Annotated in this window: 14 protein-coding genes; 9 read left to right on the top strand and 5 right to left on the bottom strand. The window is 61.0% G+C overall.

What is annotated here, in order from left to right; genetic code table 11:
• Positions 1-68: 68 nt before the first annotated feature.
• A complete protein-coding gene (locus AC1RP7_RS02515; protein WP_057715399.1) occupies positions 69-1,391 on the bottom strand; it encodes an alginate export family protein in 1,323 nt (440 codons plus the stop codon).
• Between the two features lie 282 nt (positions 1,392-1,673).
• Here AC1RP7_RS02515 and AC1RP7_RS02510 point away from each other — a divergent pair, with 282 nt between their 5' ends.
• A complete protein-coding gene (locus AC1RP7_RS02510; RefSeq protein WP_218498369.1) occupies positions 1,674-2,063 on the top strand; it encodes a c-type cytochrome in 390 nt (129 codons plus the stop codon).
• A 48-nt stretch (positions 2,064-2,111) separates the two neighbouring features.
• Positions 2,112-3,602 carry an aldehyde dehydrogenase family protein gene (locus AC1RP7_RS02505; protein WP_057715395.1) on the top strand — a complete coding sequence of 497 codons (1,491 nt, stop codon included), beginning with the start codon at positions 2,112-2,114 and terminating at the stop codon, positions 3,600-3,602.
• A 106-nt stretch (positions 3,603-3,708) separates the two neighbouring features.
• Here AC1RP7_RS02505 and AC1RP7_RS02500 read toward each other — a convergent pair whose 3' ends face one another.
• Positions 3,709-6,111 carry a DUF3772 domain-containing protein gene (locus tag AC1RP7_RS02500; RefSeq protein ID WP_218498371.1) on the bottom strand — a complete coding sequence of 801 codons (2,403 nt, stop codon included), beginning with the start codon at positions 6,109-6,111 and terminating at the stop codon, positions 3,709-3,711.
• Between the two features lie 330 nt (positions 6,112-6,441).
• Between AC1RP7_RS02500 and AC1RP7_RS02495 the strand changes: the two genes are divergently transcribed.
• Genes AC1RP7_RS02495 through AC1RP7_RS02485 form a run of 3 tightly spaced genes read left to right on the top strand, consistent with a single transcriptional unit; the run spans position 6,442 to position 9,415 of the window.
• Positions 6,442-7,407 (top strand): Bug family tripartite tricarboxylate transporter substrate binding protein, encoded by a 966-nt coding sequence (locus AC1RP7_RS02495; RefSeq protein WP_057715393.1) that lies wholly within the window; start codon positions 6,442-6,444, stop codon positions 7,405-7,407.
• A 1-nt stretch (position 7,408) separates the two neighbouring features.
• Positions 7,409-7,891: a tripartite tricarboxylate transporter TctB family protein gene (locus tag AC1RP7_RS02490; RefSeq protein ID WP_218498372.1), complete on the top strand. Its 483-nt coding sequence runs from the start codon at positions 7,409-7,411 to the stop codon at positions 7,889-7,891.
• A gap of 15 nt (positions 7,892-7,906) precedes the next feature.
• Positions 7,907-9,415 carry a tripartite tricarboxylate transporter permease gene (locus AC1RP7_RS02485; protein ID WP_493182421.1) on the top strand — a complete coding sequence of 503 codons (1,509 nt, stop codon included), beginning with the start codon at positions 7,907-7,909 and terminating at the stop codon, positions 9,413-9,415.
• Positions 9,416-9,536: 121 nt separating this feature from the next.
• Here AC1RP7_RS02485 and AC1RP7_RS02480 read toward each other — a convergent pair whose 3' ends face one another.
• Positions 9,537-10,436: a LysR family transcriptional regulator gene (locus tag AC1RP7_RS02480; protein WP_493182420.1), complete on the bottom strand. Its 900-nt coding sequence runs from the start codon at positions 10,434-10,436 to the stop codon at positions 9,537-9,539.
• Between the two features lie 163 nt (positions 10,437-10,599).
• Between AC1RP7_RS02480 and AC1RP7_RS02475 the strand changes: the two genes are divergently transcribed.
• Together AC1RP7_RS02475 and AC1RP7_RS02470 are read left to right on the top strand one after the other, a co-directional pair.
• Positions 10,600-11,901: an NAD(P)/FAD-dependent oxidoreductase gene (locus AC1RP7_RS02475; RefSeq protein ID WP_493182418.1), complete on the top strand. Its 1,302-nt coding sequence runs from the start codon at positions 10,600-10,602 to the stop codon at positions 11,899-11,901.
• A gap of 54 nt (positions 11,902-11,955) precedes the next feature.
• Positions 11,956-13,044: a polyamine ABC transporter substrate-binding protein gene (locus AC1RP7_RS02470; RefSeq protein WP_493182416.1), complete on the top strand. Its 1,089-nt coding sequence runs from the start codon at positions 11,956-11,958 to the stop codon at positions 13,042-13,044.
• A 183-nt stretch (positions 13,045-13,227) separates the two neighbouring features.
• Here the strand turns inward: AC1RP7_RS02470 and AC1RP7_RS02465 are convergent, their stop codons facing one another.
• Positions 13,228-13,746: a carboxymuconolactone decarboxylase family protein gene (locus AC1RP7_RS02465; protein WP_349736115.1), complete on the bottom strand. Its 519-nt coding sequence runs from the start codon at positions 13,744-13,746 to the stop codon at positions 13,228-13,230.
• 134 nt (positions 13,747-13,880) lie between these two features.
• Between AC1RP7_RS02465 and AC1RP7_RS02460 the strand changes: the two genes are divergently transcribed.
• The gene (locus AC1RP7_RS02460; protein ID WP_493182414.1) at positions 13,881-14,684 is read left to right on the top strand and encodes a helix-turn-helix domain-containing protein; all 804 of its coding nucleotides are present in this window, start codon (positions 13,881-13,883) and stop codon (positions 14,682-14,684) included.
• Positions 14,685-14,825: 141 nt separating this feature from the next.
• Here AC1RP7_RS02460 and AC1RP7_RS02455 read toward each other — a convergent pair whose 3' ends face one another.
• Positions 14,826-15,257, bottom strand: coding sequence for a nuclear transport factor 2 family protein (locus AC1RP7_RS02455; RefSeq protein WP_493182412.1), 432 nt, complete (start codon positions 15,255-15,257; stop codon positions 14,826-14,828).
• Positions 15,258-15,414: 157 nt separating this feature from the next.
• Between AC1RP7_RS02455 and AC1RP7_RS02450 the strand changes: the two genes are divergently transcribed.
• Positions 15,415-16,065, top strand: a complete 651-nt coding sequence (locus tag AC1RP7_RS02450) for a DUF2238 domain-containing protein (protein WP_493182410.1) — start codon at positions 15,415-15,417, stop codon at positions 16,063-16,065.
• The last annotated feature ends 175 nt before the right edge of the window (positions 16,066-16,240 follow it).

Genomic DNA, 16,240 nt, shown 5'->3' with positions numbered 1-16,240 from the left:
AATGTTCTGTGCATTGGAAATACCTTTTTCCACGCGGGCAATGGCGTGGCCACTGCCCGCGACCGAGATTAGAAGCCGGTGGCGAACACCACCTGGGCGTAGACGTTCTTGTCGTTGTTACCCAGTTGGGTACCACCGTCTTCGGCGCTCTTGTCCGGTTGGTAGATGCCCACCAGTGGCATCACGGTCAGGTGGTCGTTGACGTGCCATTCGGCGTACAGGTCGACTTCGTGGCCATCGGTGTTGCCCAGGTTGCGGTCGATGGTGTCGAAGTTGAAGTACATCGCGCCGACGGTGAGGTTCTCCAGCGGCGAGACTTTCAGCGTGACGTTCTGGATGCGCGAGTTGCTGTTGAACGGCCCGGCGTAGTTGCCCGCCACTTCACCCTGGAACCAGGTGCCGTAGCCACGGCTGAAACCGTAGAACAGGGTGTCGTAGCCTTCCGAGAAGCGGCTGTAGCGGTAGCTGGCGCTAGGCGTCCAGACCGCGTCGGAGAAGGTCCAGCCGGCTTCCAGGTACCAGGCGTCTTCGCTGGAGGTGTTGGGTTTGTCCTGCTTGGCGTATTCACCGGACAGGAACAGGTCTTTCACCCCGGCGTTGCCCGCCGCACGCAGGCTGTAGGTCTTCATGCCGTCGCGTTCGAGCTGGATCGGCGAGGCGTACTGTTCATCGATATCGGTGGTCTTGATGAAGGTCAGGCCGACCGTGCCGGCCTCGGCCACGTGCTCCAGGGTGCCGACGTACATTTCGGTCTTGGCCTGGGCGCGGTTGTCGGATTTGAGCCACATCAGGTCGCTGCGCCAGCCTTCCTTGCCACCCAGACGCAATACGGCGGTTTCGTCGAAGGCCTTGCGTGCAGCCAGGTAGTAGGCGCCGCCGCGGTTGAATTCGCCGTCGGCCAGGCCTTTGCCCATGTTCAACGCGTCGCCGTCGATCAGGAAACCGTCACCGACCACAATGTTCTGGCGACCGAAGGACAGGTCGACGCCGTCACTGCCCAGCGCGCCGAACAGATCGGCCGAGCGCCAGCCGAGGTAGGCGTCTTCGAACTTGGTGGTGCGTTCCGAACCATCGGAGAAGCCCGCCGCATCGCCATCGCCCCAGGTGCCAGAGCTGAGCATGTTCGCCGCGCCGTACGCGGTGCCCACACCGCCCAGGCCTTGATCGAAGCTCAAGCCGTATTTGATGTAGCCCTCGCGCCACGACGAGCTGCCTTCATTCAGGCGACCGGACAGGGCGTAGTTTTCCTGGCTGTGGAAAATGCCGAACACGGCTTCGAGGGTAGCGTTCAGATGGCTGTCGTCATCGGCGTAGAGTTCATAGGCACCGGCATTGCCGGCACTGATCATCAGCGCGAGCGTCGAGAGACGAAGCAAGGGGGACTTGAGCATGGTGTGGCATCCGTTCTTGTTCTTGAGCGCAGGTTTGCGGTCTGTCCGGATACTAAGGCGCGGCTATTGTTTGCCCTTTTCCCTGTTTGCCAATTAGTTGGTTGTGCATGCCAGATTGTCCGGTTTGGCAGCCCGGCCAATACAACTGGCACGCAGGGCAAAACCTGCGTGCCGGCGACCACCGACAATCCCTACCAACCTGCCGAAGCACCGTTGCTTCGGCATTTTTAGTGTTGGCGTTCGCCTGCTGGCGGGCGCGTGGATTTTCAAGGTCGTTTTCCTATGTTCACTTCGCTGCGTTTGCCCGTGATCGGTTTGCTGTCTTTCACCCTGGTTCAGGCGGTGTCCGCCGCCGAGTGCGCACCGGACACGCGCCGTGGTGCCGAAGTGTTTGCCACTGAGTGCAGCGTCTGCCACGCGGTGACCAAGGGCACGACCGGCATGATGGGGCCGAACCTGTTCGGTGTGTATGGGCGCAAGTCCGGCTCGCTGGTGGGTTTCAGCTACTCCCAGGCCATGCGCGACAAAGACGTCGACTGGCAGGCCGAGAACATCACGCAATTGATCACCCAGCCCCAGGCTTTCGTGCCGGGCACCTACATGCCCTACATGGGCCTCGCTTCCGCCGACGACCGCCAGGCGGTCGCGTGCTTCCTCAAAGAACAACACTGATCAGGCCGGATTTGCGCCTGAACACATCGTCTGAATGAAAGGTGAATTATGAGCAACGTTGAAATCCTGCCCCAGGTTGCTGCATTCCTCGAACGTCGTCACGGCTGCTTCATTGACGGCCAGTGGGTGCTTGCCGAGGGCGACAGCATCGCCGTGGTCAATCCGGCCACCGGGCAAACCCTGTGTGAAACCCTGGATGCGCCGCTGGAACTCGTCGAGCGTGCGGTGCAGTCGTCCCACAAGGCTTTCAAATCTGGCGTGTGGTCGAGCCTGCGCCCGGCGGACCGTGAACGCATCCTGCTGAACTTCACCCGCCTGGTCGAAGAACACGCCGAAGAACTGGCTCAGTTGGAAACCCTGAGCCAGGGCAAGTCGATCAACATGGCCCGCGCCCTGGACCTCAACGCCACGGTGGAGTTCATGCGCTACATGTCCGGTTGGGCGACCAAGATCGAAGGCCAGACCTTCGACGTGTCGATCCCGTTGCCACCCGGTGCGAAGTTCACCGCGTTCACCAAGCGTGAGCCGGTGGGCGTGGTGGTCGGCATCGTGCCGTGGAACTTCCCGCTGTTGATCGCCGCCTGGAAGCTGATGCCAGCCCTGGCCACCGGTTGCACGGTGATCATCAAGCCGGCGATGGAAACCCCGCTGACCGCCATGCGCCTGGCTGAACTGGCGCTGGAAGCCGGCATCCCGGCTGGCGTATTCAACGTGGTTACCGGTGGCGGCGCCTCCGTTGGCGGCGTGCTGACCCAGCATCCTTTGGTGAGCAAAGTGTCGTTCACCGGTTCCACCGCCGTGGGCAAGAGTGTCGGCGTGGCGTGCATGGAGAACATGACGCGCTTCTCCCTGGAACTGGGCGGCAAGAACCCGATGATCGTGCTCGCCGATGCCGACATCGAAAAAGCCGTGCAAGGCGCGATCCTCGGCGGCTTGCTGAACAATGGCCAGGTCTGCGCCGCGGCCTCGCGCTTCTACGTGCACCGTTCGATCCACGACCAATTCGTCGAAGCCCTGGCCGCCGCCGTTTCTTCGATGCCGATTGGCGCTGGCATGAATTGCGACGCGGCAATCAACCCGCTGGTATCGCGCAAGCAACAACAAAGCGTGCTCAAGCACATCGAACTGGCCCGCCAGCAAGGTGCGCGGGTGGTGACTGGCGGCGAGTTGCTGGAGGGTGATGGTTTCTTCGTGCAGCCAACCATTCTGGCGGACATCGACCACAGCATGGCCGTGGCCCGCGAAGAAGTGTTCGGCCCGGTTCTGGGCGTGATGCCGTTCGACGACGAAGACGCCGTGATCGAACTGGCCAACGACAACCGCTACGGCCTGGCGGCCAGCCTGTGGACCAATGACCTGGGCAAAGCGATGAACCTGGTGCCTCGCATCGAAGCCGGTACGGTCTGGGTCAACGCCCACGTGCTGCTCGACCCGGCGATGCCGTTCGGTGGCGTCAAGCAATCGGGCATGGGCCGTGAGTTCGGTCGTGCGGTGATCGAGGCTTACACCGAGCTCAAGTCGGTGTGCATCGCACATTGATCAACCTGTAGGAGCGAGCTTGCTCGCGAAAAACGTCAAGATAATGCGGTCTGTCAGTTAGTTCGCGTTATCGTTGGCGACCATCGCGAGCAGGCTCGCCCCCACATCACGCTGCAGGCGGTTTCGCCAGTTCAATCCCGGCGGCCCCCAACCGCTTGAGAATTTCAAACAGCAGCTGGCTCTTGATCGCGCCGACCGTGCGTGGGCTGCCGACATAGCCGGTGATGGTCAATGTGATTCCTTCGGGTTTCAGCTGACTGAAGCGCAAAAACGGCGCTGGTTTATCCAGAATGGATTCATGCTCGGTGTAGGTGTCCATCAGCAGGTTTTGCACCAGCTCCGGATCGATATCCAACGGGAACATCAGCTCGAGTATCACCACGCCCTGGGCGCTGCCGCCGAGGGTGACGTTGCGCAGGTTCTGCGAAATCAGGTGGGAGTTGGGCACGATCATGATCGAGCGGTCGGCCAGTTGTATTTCCGTGGCCCGTACGTTGATCCGGCGGATGTCGCCTTCGACGCCGCTGATGCTGATCAGGTCGCCGACTTTCACCGGGCGCTCGGTCAGCAGGATCAGGCCGGAGATGAAGTTCTTCACGATCTCCTGAAGGCCAAAGCCGATACCCACCGACAAGGCACTGACAATCCAGGCCAGGTTGGTCCACTTGATCCCCAGCGACGCCAGCGTGAGCAGGACGACGGACACGTAGCCGATGTTGGCGAACAGGGTGCTCAGCGAGGCGCACATGCCCGGGTCCATCTCGGTTTTCGGCAGGAATTCGCGATCCAGCCAGCGGCGCAGGGTACGAATCAGGTAGACACCGATCATCAGTGTCAGGAGGGCATGCATCAAATTGTCCGGGACGATGTTCAGCTTGCGCAGCCCTTCACCGCCGAGTACGGCCACAGTGCCGGTGAACAGTTGCCCGAGTGTCGTACCGATCCCGCCGACAAACAGCGCAATGAGGCCAATCAGTATCAGGATGGCGCGGCCGGCCCCGGATAGCACGGTGCAGATCTGTTCCAGGCGCGGATTGCCGATGCCCAGCAGCTGTTTGATGGTCTTGCCGGTGGGTTGCCGGGGCGAAAAAACGTAGTCGCAGGTGTCCTGATAGACCTGTGTGAGCAGGTAGAAACCGGCGCAGATGATGAATATCCAGACCATTTCATAGGTGATGAACCGGGCCATCGTCACGTAGCCGATCAACAGGGCGAACAGGGACACCACCACGGCAGCGCCCGTGAACGTGTAAATCAGGCCGGCGAAGGTGGTGACGCCTTCGGGGGCTTCTCCGGCAACGATCAGGTCTCTGCGCGTCTTGCTGACGCGCAACAGCAGCGCACCGATCACCAGTGCCGCGACCAATGCCACGATGCCCCGACCGAACAACACCACTTCGGCGCTCATGCCAGTGACATTGCTCATCTGCACCAGGGTCACCAGCACCAGCAGCAGGCTGGCCAGCAACCTCGGATAGGGCTCCATCGCCAGCGCCACCGGATCGGCAATATCGGGCAGGCGCCAGGAAGGATGTTTGGTGGACAACAGTGCGCGGCTCAATCCGGTGATCAGTACGCAGGTATAGGCCAGCTTTTCCAGATATTGCGCCAGGTCGGCCAGCAGGGGGGGGTAGGGCAGTTGCCGGGTCCCGGCAAAATGCAGCAGTTGCAGGGCGATGCCAGCGGTCAGCACCGTCGCCATCACCGACGCCAGCGCAAGGGAGCTGCGTCGCAGCCGACCTGCAGGCATTCGATGAAAGCACAGCCACGCCAGAACCCGGCCGGCGAGGTTTCGACCCACGGTCCATATGAGCAGGGCCAGGATCAACAGGATGGCCGTGATCCCGCGTTGTCCGGGTTGCCAGGCGGCCCGGTGCGTGGCCTCGAGTTGCTCGATGAGGACGCTGAAACGTTGGCGGTCCTCGATCGGAAGAGCGAACAATGGCGACCAGAATCTCGGGCTCAGGATACTGCTGGTCTGCTGAGTCACTTCCGCTTCCAGCAAGCTGCGCCGAATGCTGGCAATCTGGGTGATCAGCTCGGCGGCACTTATTTTAAGCGCGGCCAGGGTTTTGAGTTGGCTGTCGATCTTGTTTTTTTGCTCGCCGAGGGCGTCTCGTTGGGTAGTAATTGCAGATGTCACCTGTGCGTTCTCGTCAAGCGGCACGGGCCCCAGCACGTTCAGTTGCGCCTGCAATTGCGCCTGGCCAGGCAGCAGCGATGTGGACAGGCGTTCAATCTCCTGAATCAGTACTTGCACCTGGTCCTGTGAGCTTTCCAGCTGGGTGTAATTGCTGGCCTGGGAAACCTGCTGCTTGAGGCTGTTGAGCTGGTTTTGCACCCCCAGCAATTCGCTGTCGGAGATGCTGATGATCGGGGCTGCGGGGGCGGGGGCGGGGGCGGGGGCAAGAGCAGGCGCGTCGGCCATATCCCCCGCCAACAGCCATCCCGGGCTTGCCACCAGAACCGCGAAGGCGACGTAAATCATTGACTTCAAGACATTGCGCATCGGCGAGCTCGACGGATTGTTGGTCACTTAGCCAATGAGGTTAGGCTCTGGACATTGTTTTGTCGCAATGGAACCCGAGAACCTGTGGGAGCGAGCTTGCTCGCGATGGCGGTGTGTCAGACACCGAAAATGTCGACTGACACTCCGTCATCGCGAGCAAGCTCGCTCCCACAGGGGGCTCCTACAAGGGGGGCGGCGCCTTTGGCGGGTGGTTTCAGCAAAACAAGTCAACCCATGAATCCATGGCCTAAGCTTGTTTGCAGGCCCCGGTCCATCGCACACCTCGATGGGCAAGCGGCACCGATAAAAACAATGCAATCAGGAGATCCCATGTCCGCCTTGATCCGTCGTTTCAGTCGCTGCATGGCCGCCGGTTTGACCGCTGCCGTGCTGGTCGCACCAGCCTTCGCGTTGGATACCGTGAAATTCATGGCCCCGGGTTCGGTGGGCGGTGGTTACGACCAGACCGCCCGGGTGCTGGGCAAGGCCATGGTCGAGGCCAATACGGCCAAGTCCGCGACCTTCGAGAACAAGGGCGGGGCGGGCGGGACCCTGGGGCTGGCGCAATTTGCCAACAGCACCAAGGGTGACCCGAACGCATTGCTGGTGGTCGGCGCGATCATGGTCGCGGGGATCGAACAGAACAAACCGCAGATCAGCCTTAAGGATGTGACGCCCATAGCCCGGCTGTTCACCGAGTACAACGTGATTGCCGTGCGCAAGGATTCGCCATACAAGACCCTCGATGACCTGATCAAGGACTTCAAGGAAAAGCCCACCGGCGTCACCTTTGGCGGTGGTTCCAAGGGGTCGATCGACCACATCGGCATCGCCGAGCTGGCTGGCAAACTGGATGTCCCGGTCAACAAGGTCAATTACATCGCCACCGGCGGCGGGGGTGAAATCGTGGCCCAGACCCTGGGCGGCCAGATCAAGGTACTCACCGGGGGCTACGCCGAACTGGGTCAATACATCAAGAACGGCCAGATCCGGGTGCTGGCCATCGGTGCGCCCGAGCGTGTCCCGGGGATCGATGCGCCGACCCTCAAGGAAAGCGGCTACGACGTGATCATCGGCAATTGGCGCGGTGTCTACGGTGCTGCGAACCTCACAGCCGAGCAGCGTAAAGAAGTGACCGACGCGGTCGTGACCGCCAGCAAAAGCAAAGTCTGGCAAGACAACATTAAAACCAATGCCTGGACCGAGAGCGTGTTGACCGGTGATGACTTCGGCAAGTTCGTCGACGAAGAGCACGTGCGTCTGCGGGCGATGCTGGTCAAGGTCGGGCTGCTTTGAGATGGCCGGGTCACGCGCAATCGTACCGACGCAATTGGCGATCGGCCTTGGACTGATCACCCTTAGCGCCTTGCTGGCCGTGGGGGCCAACCGCTTTCCAGCCGAGATGGGCTTCGTGATTCTGCCGGCTTACGTCTATCCCTGGATCGTCGCCGGCTTTCTCGGCGTGGTGGGCCTGTTGCTGAGTTATCAGGCGCTCACCGGCGGTTTTCGCGAACTGGACAGCGGCAATGGTGCGATCCCTGGCGGTAGATCCGGAGCCGCCTGGGTTACTGGAGGGTTGGTGGGGGTGGCCCTGCTGATCAACCTGATCGGGTTCGTGCTGGCTGCCGGGTTGCTGTTCGCCTGTTCGGCGCGGGGTTTTGGCAGCCGTCATCCCGTGCGGGACCTGGCCATCGGCATTGCCTTGACCTTGCCGATCTATTGGCTGTTCAACGCCGGGCTGGGGGTTTCCCTGCCGTCGCTGATCAACATTTGGCTTTGAAAGGAGATCGACACCGTGGACATTCTTTCAAGCCTGGCGATGGGGTTTTCCTCGGCACTGACGCCGATCAATCTGATGTGGGGGTTCATCGGCTGCCTGCTCGGCACCGCCATCGGCGTATTGCCGGGGATCGGTCCGGCGCTGACGGTGGCCCTGCTGTTGCCGATCACCGCCAAGGTCGACCCCACCGGCGCCTTGATCATGTTCGCCGGTATCTATTACGGCGCACAGTTCGGTGGCTCGACCACCTCGATCCTGCTCAACACACCCGGTGAATCGTCCTCCATGGTCACGGCCCTGGAAGGCAACCTGATGGCGCGCAACGGCCGGGCGGGACCTGCGCTGGCAACGGCGGCGATAGGCTCGTTCGTCGCCGGCACCATCGCCACCGTTTTGCTGACCCTGTTCGCACCCGTCGTGGCCAGGCTGGCCCTGAATTTTGGGCCGACCGAATATTTCGCGATCCTGGTGCTGTCGTTCACCACCGTGTCGGCAGTGCTCGGCGCTTCGATGCTGCGCGGGTTCGCTTCGCTCGGCGTCGGGCTGACCATCGGTTTGATCGGCCTGGACTCGACCTCGGGCATTGCCCGCTACACCCTCGGCGTGCCCGAACTGGTGGACGGCATCGAAGTGGTGCTGGTGGCGGTCGGCTTGTTCGCAGTGGGCGAGGCCTTGTACAGCCTGCTCTATCAAGGGGAATCAAACGAAGGGCGGCATCGCCTGACCTCGTTGTGGATGACCCGCGCGGACTGGAAACGCTCGGTGCCCGCGTGGCTTCGGGGCACGCTGATCGGTTTCCCGTTTGGTTCGATTCCGGCCGGTGGCGCCGAGATTCCAACCTTTTTGTCCTATTCCGCCGAGCGCAAGCTCAGCCGATACCCCAAGGAGTTTTCCGCCAACAAGGGCGAGGGCGCCATCGAAGGCGTCGCCGGCCCGGAAGCGGCCAACAACGCCAGCGCGACCGGGTCTTTGGTGCCGTTGCTGACCTTGGGCATCCCGACGTCCGCTACCGCCGCGATCCTGCTGGCCGCGTTCCAGAACTACAACCTGCAACCAGGGCCGATGCTGTTCGAAACCTCCGCCGACCTGGTCTGGACATTGGTGGCGTCGCTGTACATCGGCAACGTTATCCTGCTGGTGTTGAACCTGCCGCTGGTGGGGCTGTGGGTCAAACTGCTGCAAATCCCCCGGCCATACCTGAATGCCGGCATCCTGGTGTTCGCCACTATTGGCGTGTACGGCATGCGCCACTCATCCTTCGACCTGATACTGATGTTGGCGATCGGCTGGGGCGGGGTGTTGATGCGGCGTTTCGACTTCCCCGTCGCCCCCGTGATCGTCGGCATGCTGCTGGGGCCGATGGCCGAGAAACAACTGCGTAACGCCTTGTCCATCAGCCAGGGCGACTGGACGGTGTTCGTCACGCAACCGATCTCGGCATTCTTCCTCGCCCTGACGCTGCTGGTGCTGCTGGTGCCCTATGTGTTGCATAAACGCGGCATCAAGTTGCATGAGGATGATTGAGTCCTGCGATGCGCAATTCTTGTGGGAGCGAGCTTGCTCGCGATAGCGGTGTGTCAGACACCTGTGATACCGACTGGCACGCCCTCATCGCGAGCAAGCTCGCTCCCACAGATTCTGGGGCTTAGTTGACTGGCGGTGTTGTGGTTTGCGCGGTAAACCATTGCATGACCGGTGCGCAGGCTGGGTGCGATGCCGCCGAGGGTTGCAGGCACAGCGAGTAGATCCCCCGTGTCTTCAACGGCTCCCCGAACGGAATCACCAGTTCGCCCCGTTGAATCGACTCACCCGCCAGGGTCATGTCGGTCATCGCCACGCCCAGGCCCCGGGCGGCGGCATCGAGCGCCAGTTCGTCGAGGTTGAAAGGGATGTGCCGGTAGTCATGCAGCGACATGCCACCATGGGCTGACAGCCAGACCTTCCAGTCATGTTGATCGGAGGAGCGGTGCAGCAACGCAAAGCCCGACAGATCTTCTTGCGAAGCCAACGGCCGGTCGTTGGTGCCGAGCCCTGGCGCGCACACGGGCACCAATGCCTCTTCGAACAGGGTCAGGCAATCGGGCGCTGTGGACGGCTCAGGCAGATAGAGAATGTAGGCGTCACTGTCGCTGGCCGGCTCGACCACTTCGGTGGCCACGGTTTCAATTGCCAGGGATACGTCCGGGTGATGCCGGTAGAAATCGCTCAGTTTGGGCAGCAGCCAGCGCACCGCCAGTGACACGTGCATGCGAATGCGGAACGGGCGTTTTTGCGGCGCGAGCCGGTCTTCGAGGGTACGCAACTGTTCAAGGATGCTGCGGGCGCTGGCCAGTACCTGTTCGCCCTCGGCGGTCAGTTGAAGGCTGCGGCTGCTCCTGACAAACAGCGGCAGGCCAAAGTGGCTCTCCAGTTGCTGAATCTGTCGGCTCACCGCGCTCTGGGTCAGGCAGAGCTTTTGCGCCGCTTGGGTGAAGCTGCCTGTCCCGGCAACCTCGACCAAAGCCTGCAAGCCCTGCAGCGAGGGCACGTGGCGAATCTTGTCCATGCGTTTTCAGAATGCCTCGATGATTTAATAACGTTGGTTACCCGCGTTTTGAGCCTTTAGATTCTAGTCATCGCCACCGTCCTCGAAAACAGCTTATGCAAATTTTGCATGCAGTGCTGTTTTGGATCGAGACGGTTCGCAGAACAAGAACCTGAGGTGACACATGGAAAATATCTGTGGCTGGATTGCGCAAGCGGGGAGTTCCCCCTTGCGCGAGCCGCTCAAAGGCGCGCAGCAAGCCGATTGGCTGGTGATCGGTGCTGGCATCACTGGCCTCAGTGCGGCGCACGCTCTGGCGCAAATGCACCCCCAGGCACGTATCGTGGTTGTTGACCGCCAGCGTGCCGCGCAAGGCGCTTCGGCGCGCAACTCCGGTTTTGTGGTGGCTCATGAGCATCCCGCTGCCGGGGAGCTACTGGGGAGCGACGGGTTCGCCGGGTATCAAGCGGATACGGCAATCGGCCGCGCAGCCGCCGACGAAGTCCGCAAGCAGATCACCCGCCATGGCATCGAATGCGACTTCAGGGAATCGGGCTATTTCTTCGCCGTTAGCGATCCACGCAAGCTGACTCATGTCGAAGCCAAGCTGCAGACCCTGCGTAACGTTGGCGCCAGCGCGCAATTTCTGCAAGGCGAGCCATTGATCGAAAAATTCGGCAGCCGGCACTACCGCGCCGCGATCTGGTGCGGCAACGGCAATGCGCTGCTGCAACCGGCGAAGTACGTGCGGGGCTTGCTCGATGCCTTGCCGCCGACAGTGACGGTCTACGAGAACACCGATATCGCAGGTCTTGAGCGCCTGGGCGACGGCCGGATTCGCGCCCGGGGCCAAAACGGCAGTGTCGAAGCCAAACAGGTTTTGGTCTGCCTGAACGCCTTTATCCCTCGCGCGGGCATCGATGACAGCGGCACTTTCGCAATGGAGCTCAGCGCCAGCCTTACGCGGCCGCTCAGCGATCAAGAGTTTCAAGCCCTTGGTGCGCCGGCGTCTTGGGGCGTGCTGTCGACCCGCCCGTTGGGCGCCACGGTGCGCCTGACCCCGGATCGCCGGGTGATGATCCGCAACACCGCGGAATACCGCTCGCGGGATCTTTCATTGAGCGAATTGTCGATCCGCCGCCAGCACCATGTGCTGGGGTTGCAACGACGTTTCCCGATGCTCGGCGAGCAGGACATCGAATACACCTGGACCGGTCATCTCAGCGCTTCGCGCTCCGGGCAGCCGTATTTCGGCAAAGTCGAGGAGGGCGTTTTCGCCGTGGCCGGGTGCAATGGTTCCGGCGTGGCACGGGGCACGCTGTGGGGCCGCTTGCTGGCGGAGCTGGCCTCGGGTCGTGATTCGCCGTTGCTGCAATCGGTCATTCAACGGGCACAACCCGGCTGGCTGCCGCCCAAGCCCTTGCTCGACATCGGTGCCATGCTGCGTATGCGCGTGGAAGCGGTCCGGGCCAGAAGCGAAATCTGAAAACACCCGTTTCACAACAAGAACAAAAGCACTTCCCATCGAAGGTGATTCAACATGCGCGTCAATACGCTTTCCCTTGTGGCCCTGATCTCGACCTTTACCGCCGTGACTCATGCCGACGAAACCGTCAATATTTCCAACTGGAACGGCTACATCGCCGACGACACCCTGGTCAACTTCAACAAGGAAACCGGGATCAAGGCGACCTACGACATCCACGACAGCAACGAAGTGCTGGAATCGAAGCTGATGACCGGCAACACCGGGTATGACGTGGTCAGCCCGTCGAACCACTTCCTGTCGCGCTTGATCAAGGCCGGCGCCATCCAGAAACTCGACCGGAGCCAGTTGCCCAACTGGAAAAACCTCGATCCGGCGTTGATGAAAAAACTTGAGGTCAACGATCCGGGTAACCAGTACGGCTACCCCTACATGTGGGGCACGGCGGGCATCGGTTACAACGTCGAGAAGATCAAGGCGATCTTCGGCAATACCGACGTCACCCGGTCCTGGAGCCTGTTTTTCGACGAGAACAACATCAAGAAACTCAGCGAATGTGGGGTGGCGATCATCGACAACCCGACGCAGATCCTGCCGATCACGCTTAACTATCTGGGCCTGCCGCCCCACAGCCATGAGCCTGCCGACTACAAGAAAGCCGAGCAGGCGCTGCTGAAGATCCGGCCTTACGTCCAGTATTTCCATGCGTCCAAGTACATCAGCGACCTGGCCAACGGTAACGTCTGCGCGGTGATCGGTTTCAACGGCGACATCGTGCAGGCCGCCGCCAGTGCCGGGGAGGCGAAAAACGGGATCGATATTGCCTACTCGATCCCGGACGAGGGTTCCACCTTGTGGCTGGACATGGTGGTCATGCCCAAGAACGCGCCCCATGAGCGCAACGGCTACGCCTACATGAACTACCTGCTGGAGCCGAAGGTGATTGCCAACATCAGCAACAGCATCCATTACGCCAACCCCAACAGTGCAGCGGATGCCTTCGTTGACCCGGCGGTGAAGCAGGACCTGGCGATCTACCCGCCGAAAAACGTGATGGACAAGCTGTTCACCGTCGAGGACTTGCCCGCGGCCATCGCACGGTTGAGCACGAGGTTGTGGACCAAGCTGAAAACCAATACCTGATCGTCTTATGATCGCGATCAATCTGAAGTGACGCTGAACCTGTGGGAGCGAGCTTGCTCGCGATAACGGTATGTCAGACACCTGTGATACCGACTGGCACGCCCTCATCGCGAGCAAGCTCGCTCCCACAGGTTTCGGTTCGCTCCCACAGGTTTTTTCAGACTGGATTTACGCTACATGGGCTCAGGCATCGATGGCCGGGAAGTCGATGTCGGTCAGCACTGCGTTGTTCAGGTAGTTGGTCAATGTCTGCGAAGCTACATGGGCGATCACTTCGATGATCTTGCCGTCGTCGATACCGGCGGCACGCGCAGCGGCGATCTGTTCGACGGTCAGGTGGCCACGGCTTTCGGTGATCTGGCGGGCGAGGGTGGCTATGGCGTTTAGTTCACCGTGTCGTGCGCTGAGGATGTCCTGCTTCGACAGCCCGGCCTTGCTGGCGAACAGCGTGTGAGCGGCCAGGCAGTAGTCGCAGCCGTTGACCTGCGAAGTAGCCAGGGACACCGCTTCTTTTTCCGTGGCGCTCAGGGACGTCTTGCCCAGTGCGGCCGAGTTTTGCAGGAACGAGGCCAGCACCGCCGGGGCGTGGGCCAATACCTTGAAAACGTTGGGCAAAAAGCCAATTTTTTTCTGCACGCCTTCCAGCAGCGGGCGGGTGGCGTCGGTGGCGTGTTCCAGACTGATCGGGGCAATGCGGGTCATGGTGATACTCCGTGGTGTGAAGCGCGGAATGCGCTGGGTACGGAGCTGATGTTAGGGAGAACGCCTGGCTTGTTGGGTGCAAGTCGTCGAGGATATGCGACAGATCGTCCAGAACTGCCTTCGGGAGCCTTGTCATGGATCGCTTGTCTACGTTGCTCACACACTTTGGCGTCAATGCCGGCACGTTCCATAGCGGCACGTTTTGCGGTACCACCGCCTTCGACGGCCAACAGGTCAGCGGTCATTTGCACCTGCTTCAGGCGGGTGAGTTGCTGCTCAGGTTGGGGGATCAGCCGGATCTGCAACTGACCGAACCGACCCTGATATTTTTCCCCCGACCCTATCGGCATCGCCTGTTCGCTTCAGAAGCGTCCGGCACGCAACTGGTCTGCGCGACCCTGGATTTCGACGGCGGCGCGGGCAATGCCCTGGCGGCGGCACTGCCTGATTACCTGGTGCTCAAGCTCGATGAAATCCCGGCACTGGCCGGGACTCTGGAATGGCTGTTCAACGAGGCGTTTGACGGCACATGCGGGCGTGAAGCCGTCATGGACCGGTTGTTTGAATTGCTGGTGATTCTGTTGCTGCGGCACATTCTGAGTTCGGGTGGCCAGCAACCGGGCATGATGGCCGGCCTCGCCGATGCGCGCCTGGCGCGGCCCCTGAGCCTGATGCATGAAACCCCGGCCAAGGCCTGGAGCGTGGCCGAACTTTCGGTCGCCGCCAACATGTCGCGGGCCAGTTTCGCCGAACATTTTCGCCGGGTGGTCGGGCAGACGCCGGTGGATTACCTGGTGAGCTGGCGCATCAGCCTGGCACAGAAGCGCTTGCGCGAAGGCCGGCCGGTTGCGCTGATTGCCGAGGAAGTCGGTTACGAAAGTCCCTCGGCGCTGGCCCGGGCGTTTCGTCGCAAGACCGGGCTCAGCCCGCGGGAGTGAAGGGGCAACTGATTCACCCGAAAAACCTGTGGGAGCGAGCTTGCTCGCGATTCGGTAGTCCATTCAACATCAATGTCGACTGGCATGACGCTATCGCGAGCAAGCTCGCTCCCACAGGTTAAGGGGGGGGTTAGCTGTGCATCAGAACTTGTACGCCTGCCGTCCTACCAGCAGCCATTTTCCGTCCTGCTTTTGCCAGATCTGGAAGTTTTCGATTTCGGTGGGCACCACTTCGGTGCCTTTGAGCGCTTGGGCCGAGAAGTGGTGACGGACCAGCGCGACATTACCCGAGACGGTAATGGTCTGGTTTTGCATCTCAAGGGTCTTGAAGGCGCTTTTGCCGGTTTCGATGTCGGCGATGAAGGCCTGCTTGTCCTGGATCTTGCCGCTGGAATGCCCGTAGGTCAGGTTCTCGGCGGTCAAGGCGTTCAGCTCAGGGATGTCTTTGTGCAGCATGGCCTGGGTCAGGTGGTCGACAGCCTGGGCCACGTCCTTGTCCGCGGTGGCCGGGGTGGCGGAGACGTAGCCGCTGAACAGGCACAGAAAACCAATCAGCACTGTTGCTTTTTTCATGGGTGTTTCCTTGTTGTTGTAGGGATAGCGCGACGACTGCTCGAGTATTCATCAGTCATCGTACAACGTAGCATGCGATGGAGGAAAAAAGCGAACTTGCCCGGTGACCGTACCTCGAAGTTAAAAGGGCGATGCCCTGACTTCGAGGTATTGCGCCATGCAGCCTGACCCGCGTTTACGGCACGACCTGACGTTGCTCATGGTGTTTCTGGTGATTGTCGTGGTGTCGGGTTTTGCTCCCCGCAGCCGGGTGGACTGGGCGCTGGAGAACCTGCTGGTGCTGTTGCTGGTGGGGACGCTGGTGGCGGTTTCACGGCGGTTCCGCTTGTCGGCGACGTCTATCACGCTGGTGTTTGCGTTTCTGTGCGTGCATGAACTGGGCGCCCACTACACCTATTCCCTGGTGCCTTACGAACAATGGTCTTCGGCGTGGTTGGGCTTCAGTTTCGACCGGGCGACAGGTGCTCATCGCAATCACTACGACCGCCTGGTACATCTGAGCTATGGGCTGCTGCTGGTTTATCCGGTGCGCGAAGTGCTGTGGCGCCTGACGCCACTGCGCGGGTTCTGGCTGTATTTCGTGACCCTGAACATCATGCTGTCGACATCGGCCTTGTACGAACTGGTGGAATGGATCGGCGGTGCTTTCCTGGGCAAAGACACGGCGAAGGCCTTCGTCGGTGCGCAAAACGATCCCTGGGACTCGCAAAAGGACATGGCCATCGCGGTTGCCGGTGCGTTTGTCAGCCTGTTGCTGGTGTCTTTGCGGGGCATGGCGCAAAAGCAACCGGTGACGACTGCAAGGTGATCGGGTGGACGGCTTCAGCGGGGCAGCTGTCGCGGTCGGTTGATCGGTTCAGGTTTTGAGGTAGAGGTTGCCTGACAGGACGCCATCGCGAGCAAGCTCGCTCCCACAGGGGATCTCCATTTGCCGAAGATCACCTGTGGGAGCGAGCTTGCTCGCGATGGCAATAGCCCAGAAA

The organism is Pseudomonas sp. GW822-FHT01E03, from assembly GCF_058802985.1.
Note: the sequence above shows the minus strand (reverse complement) of the source record. Positions and strands in the feature narration are given on the sequence as shown.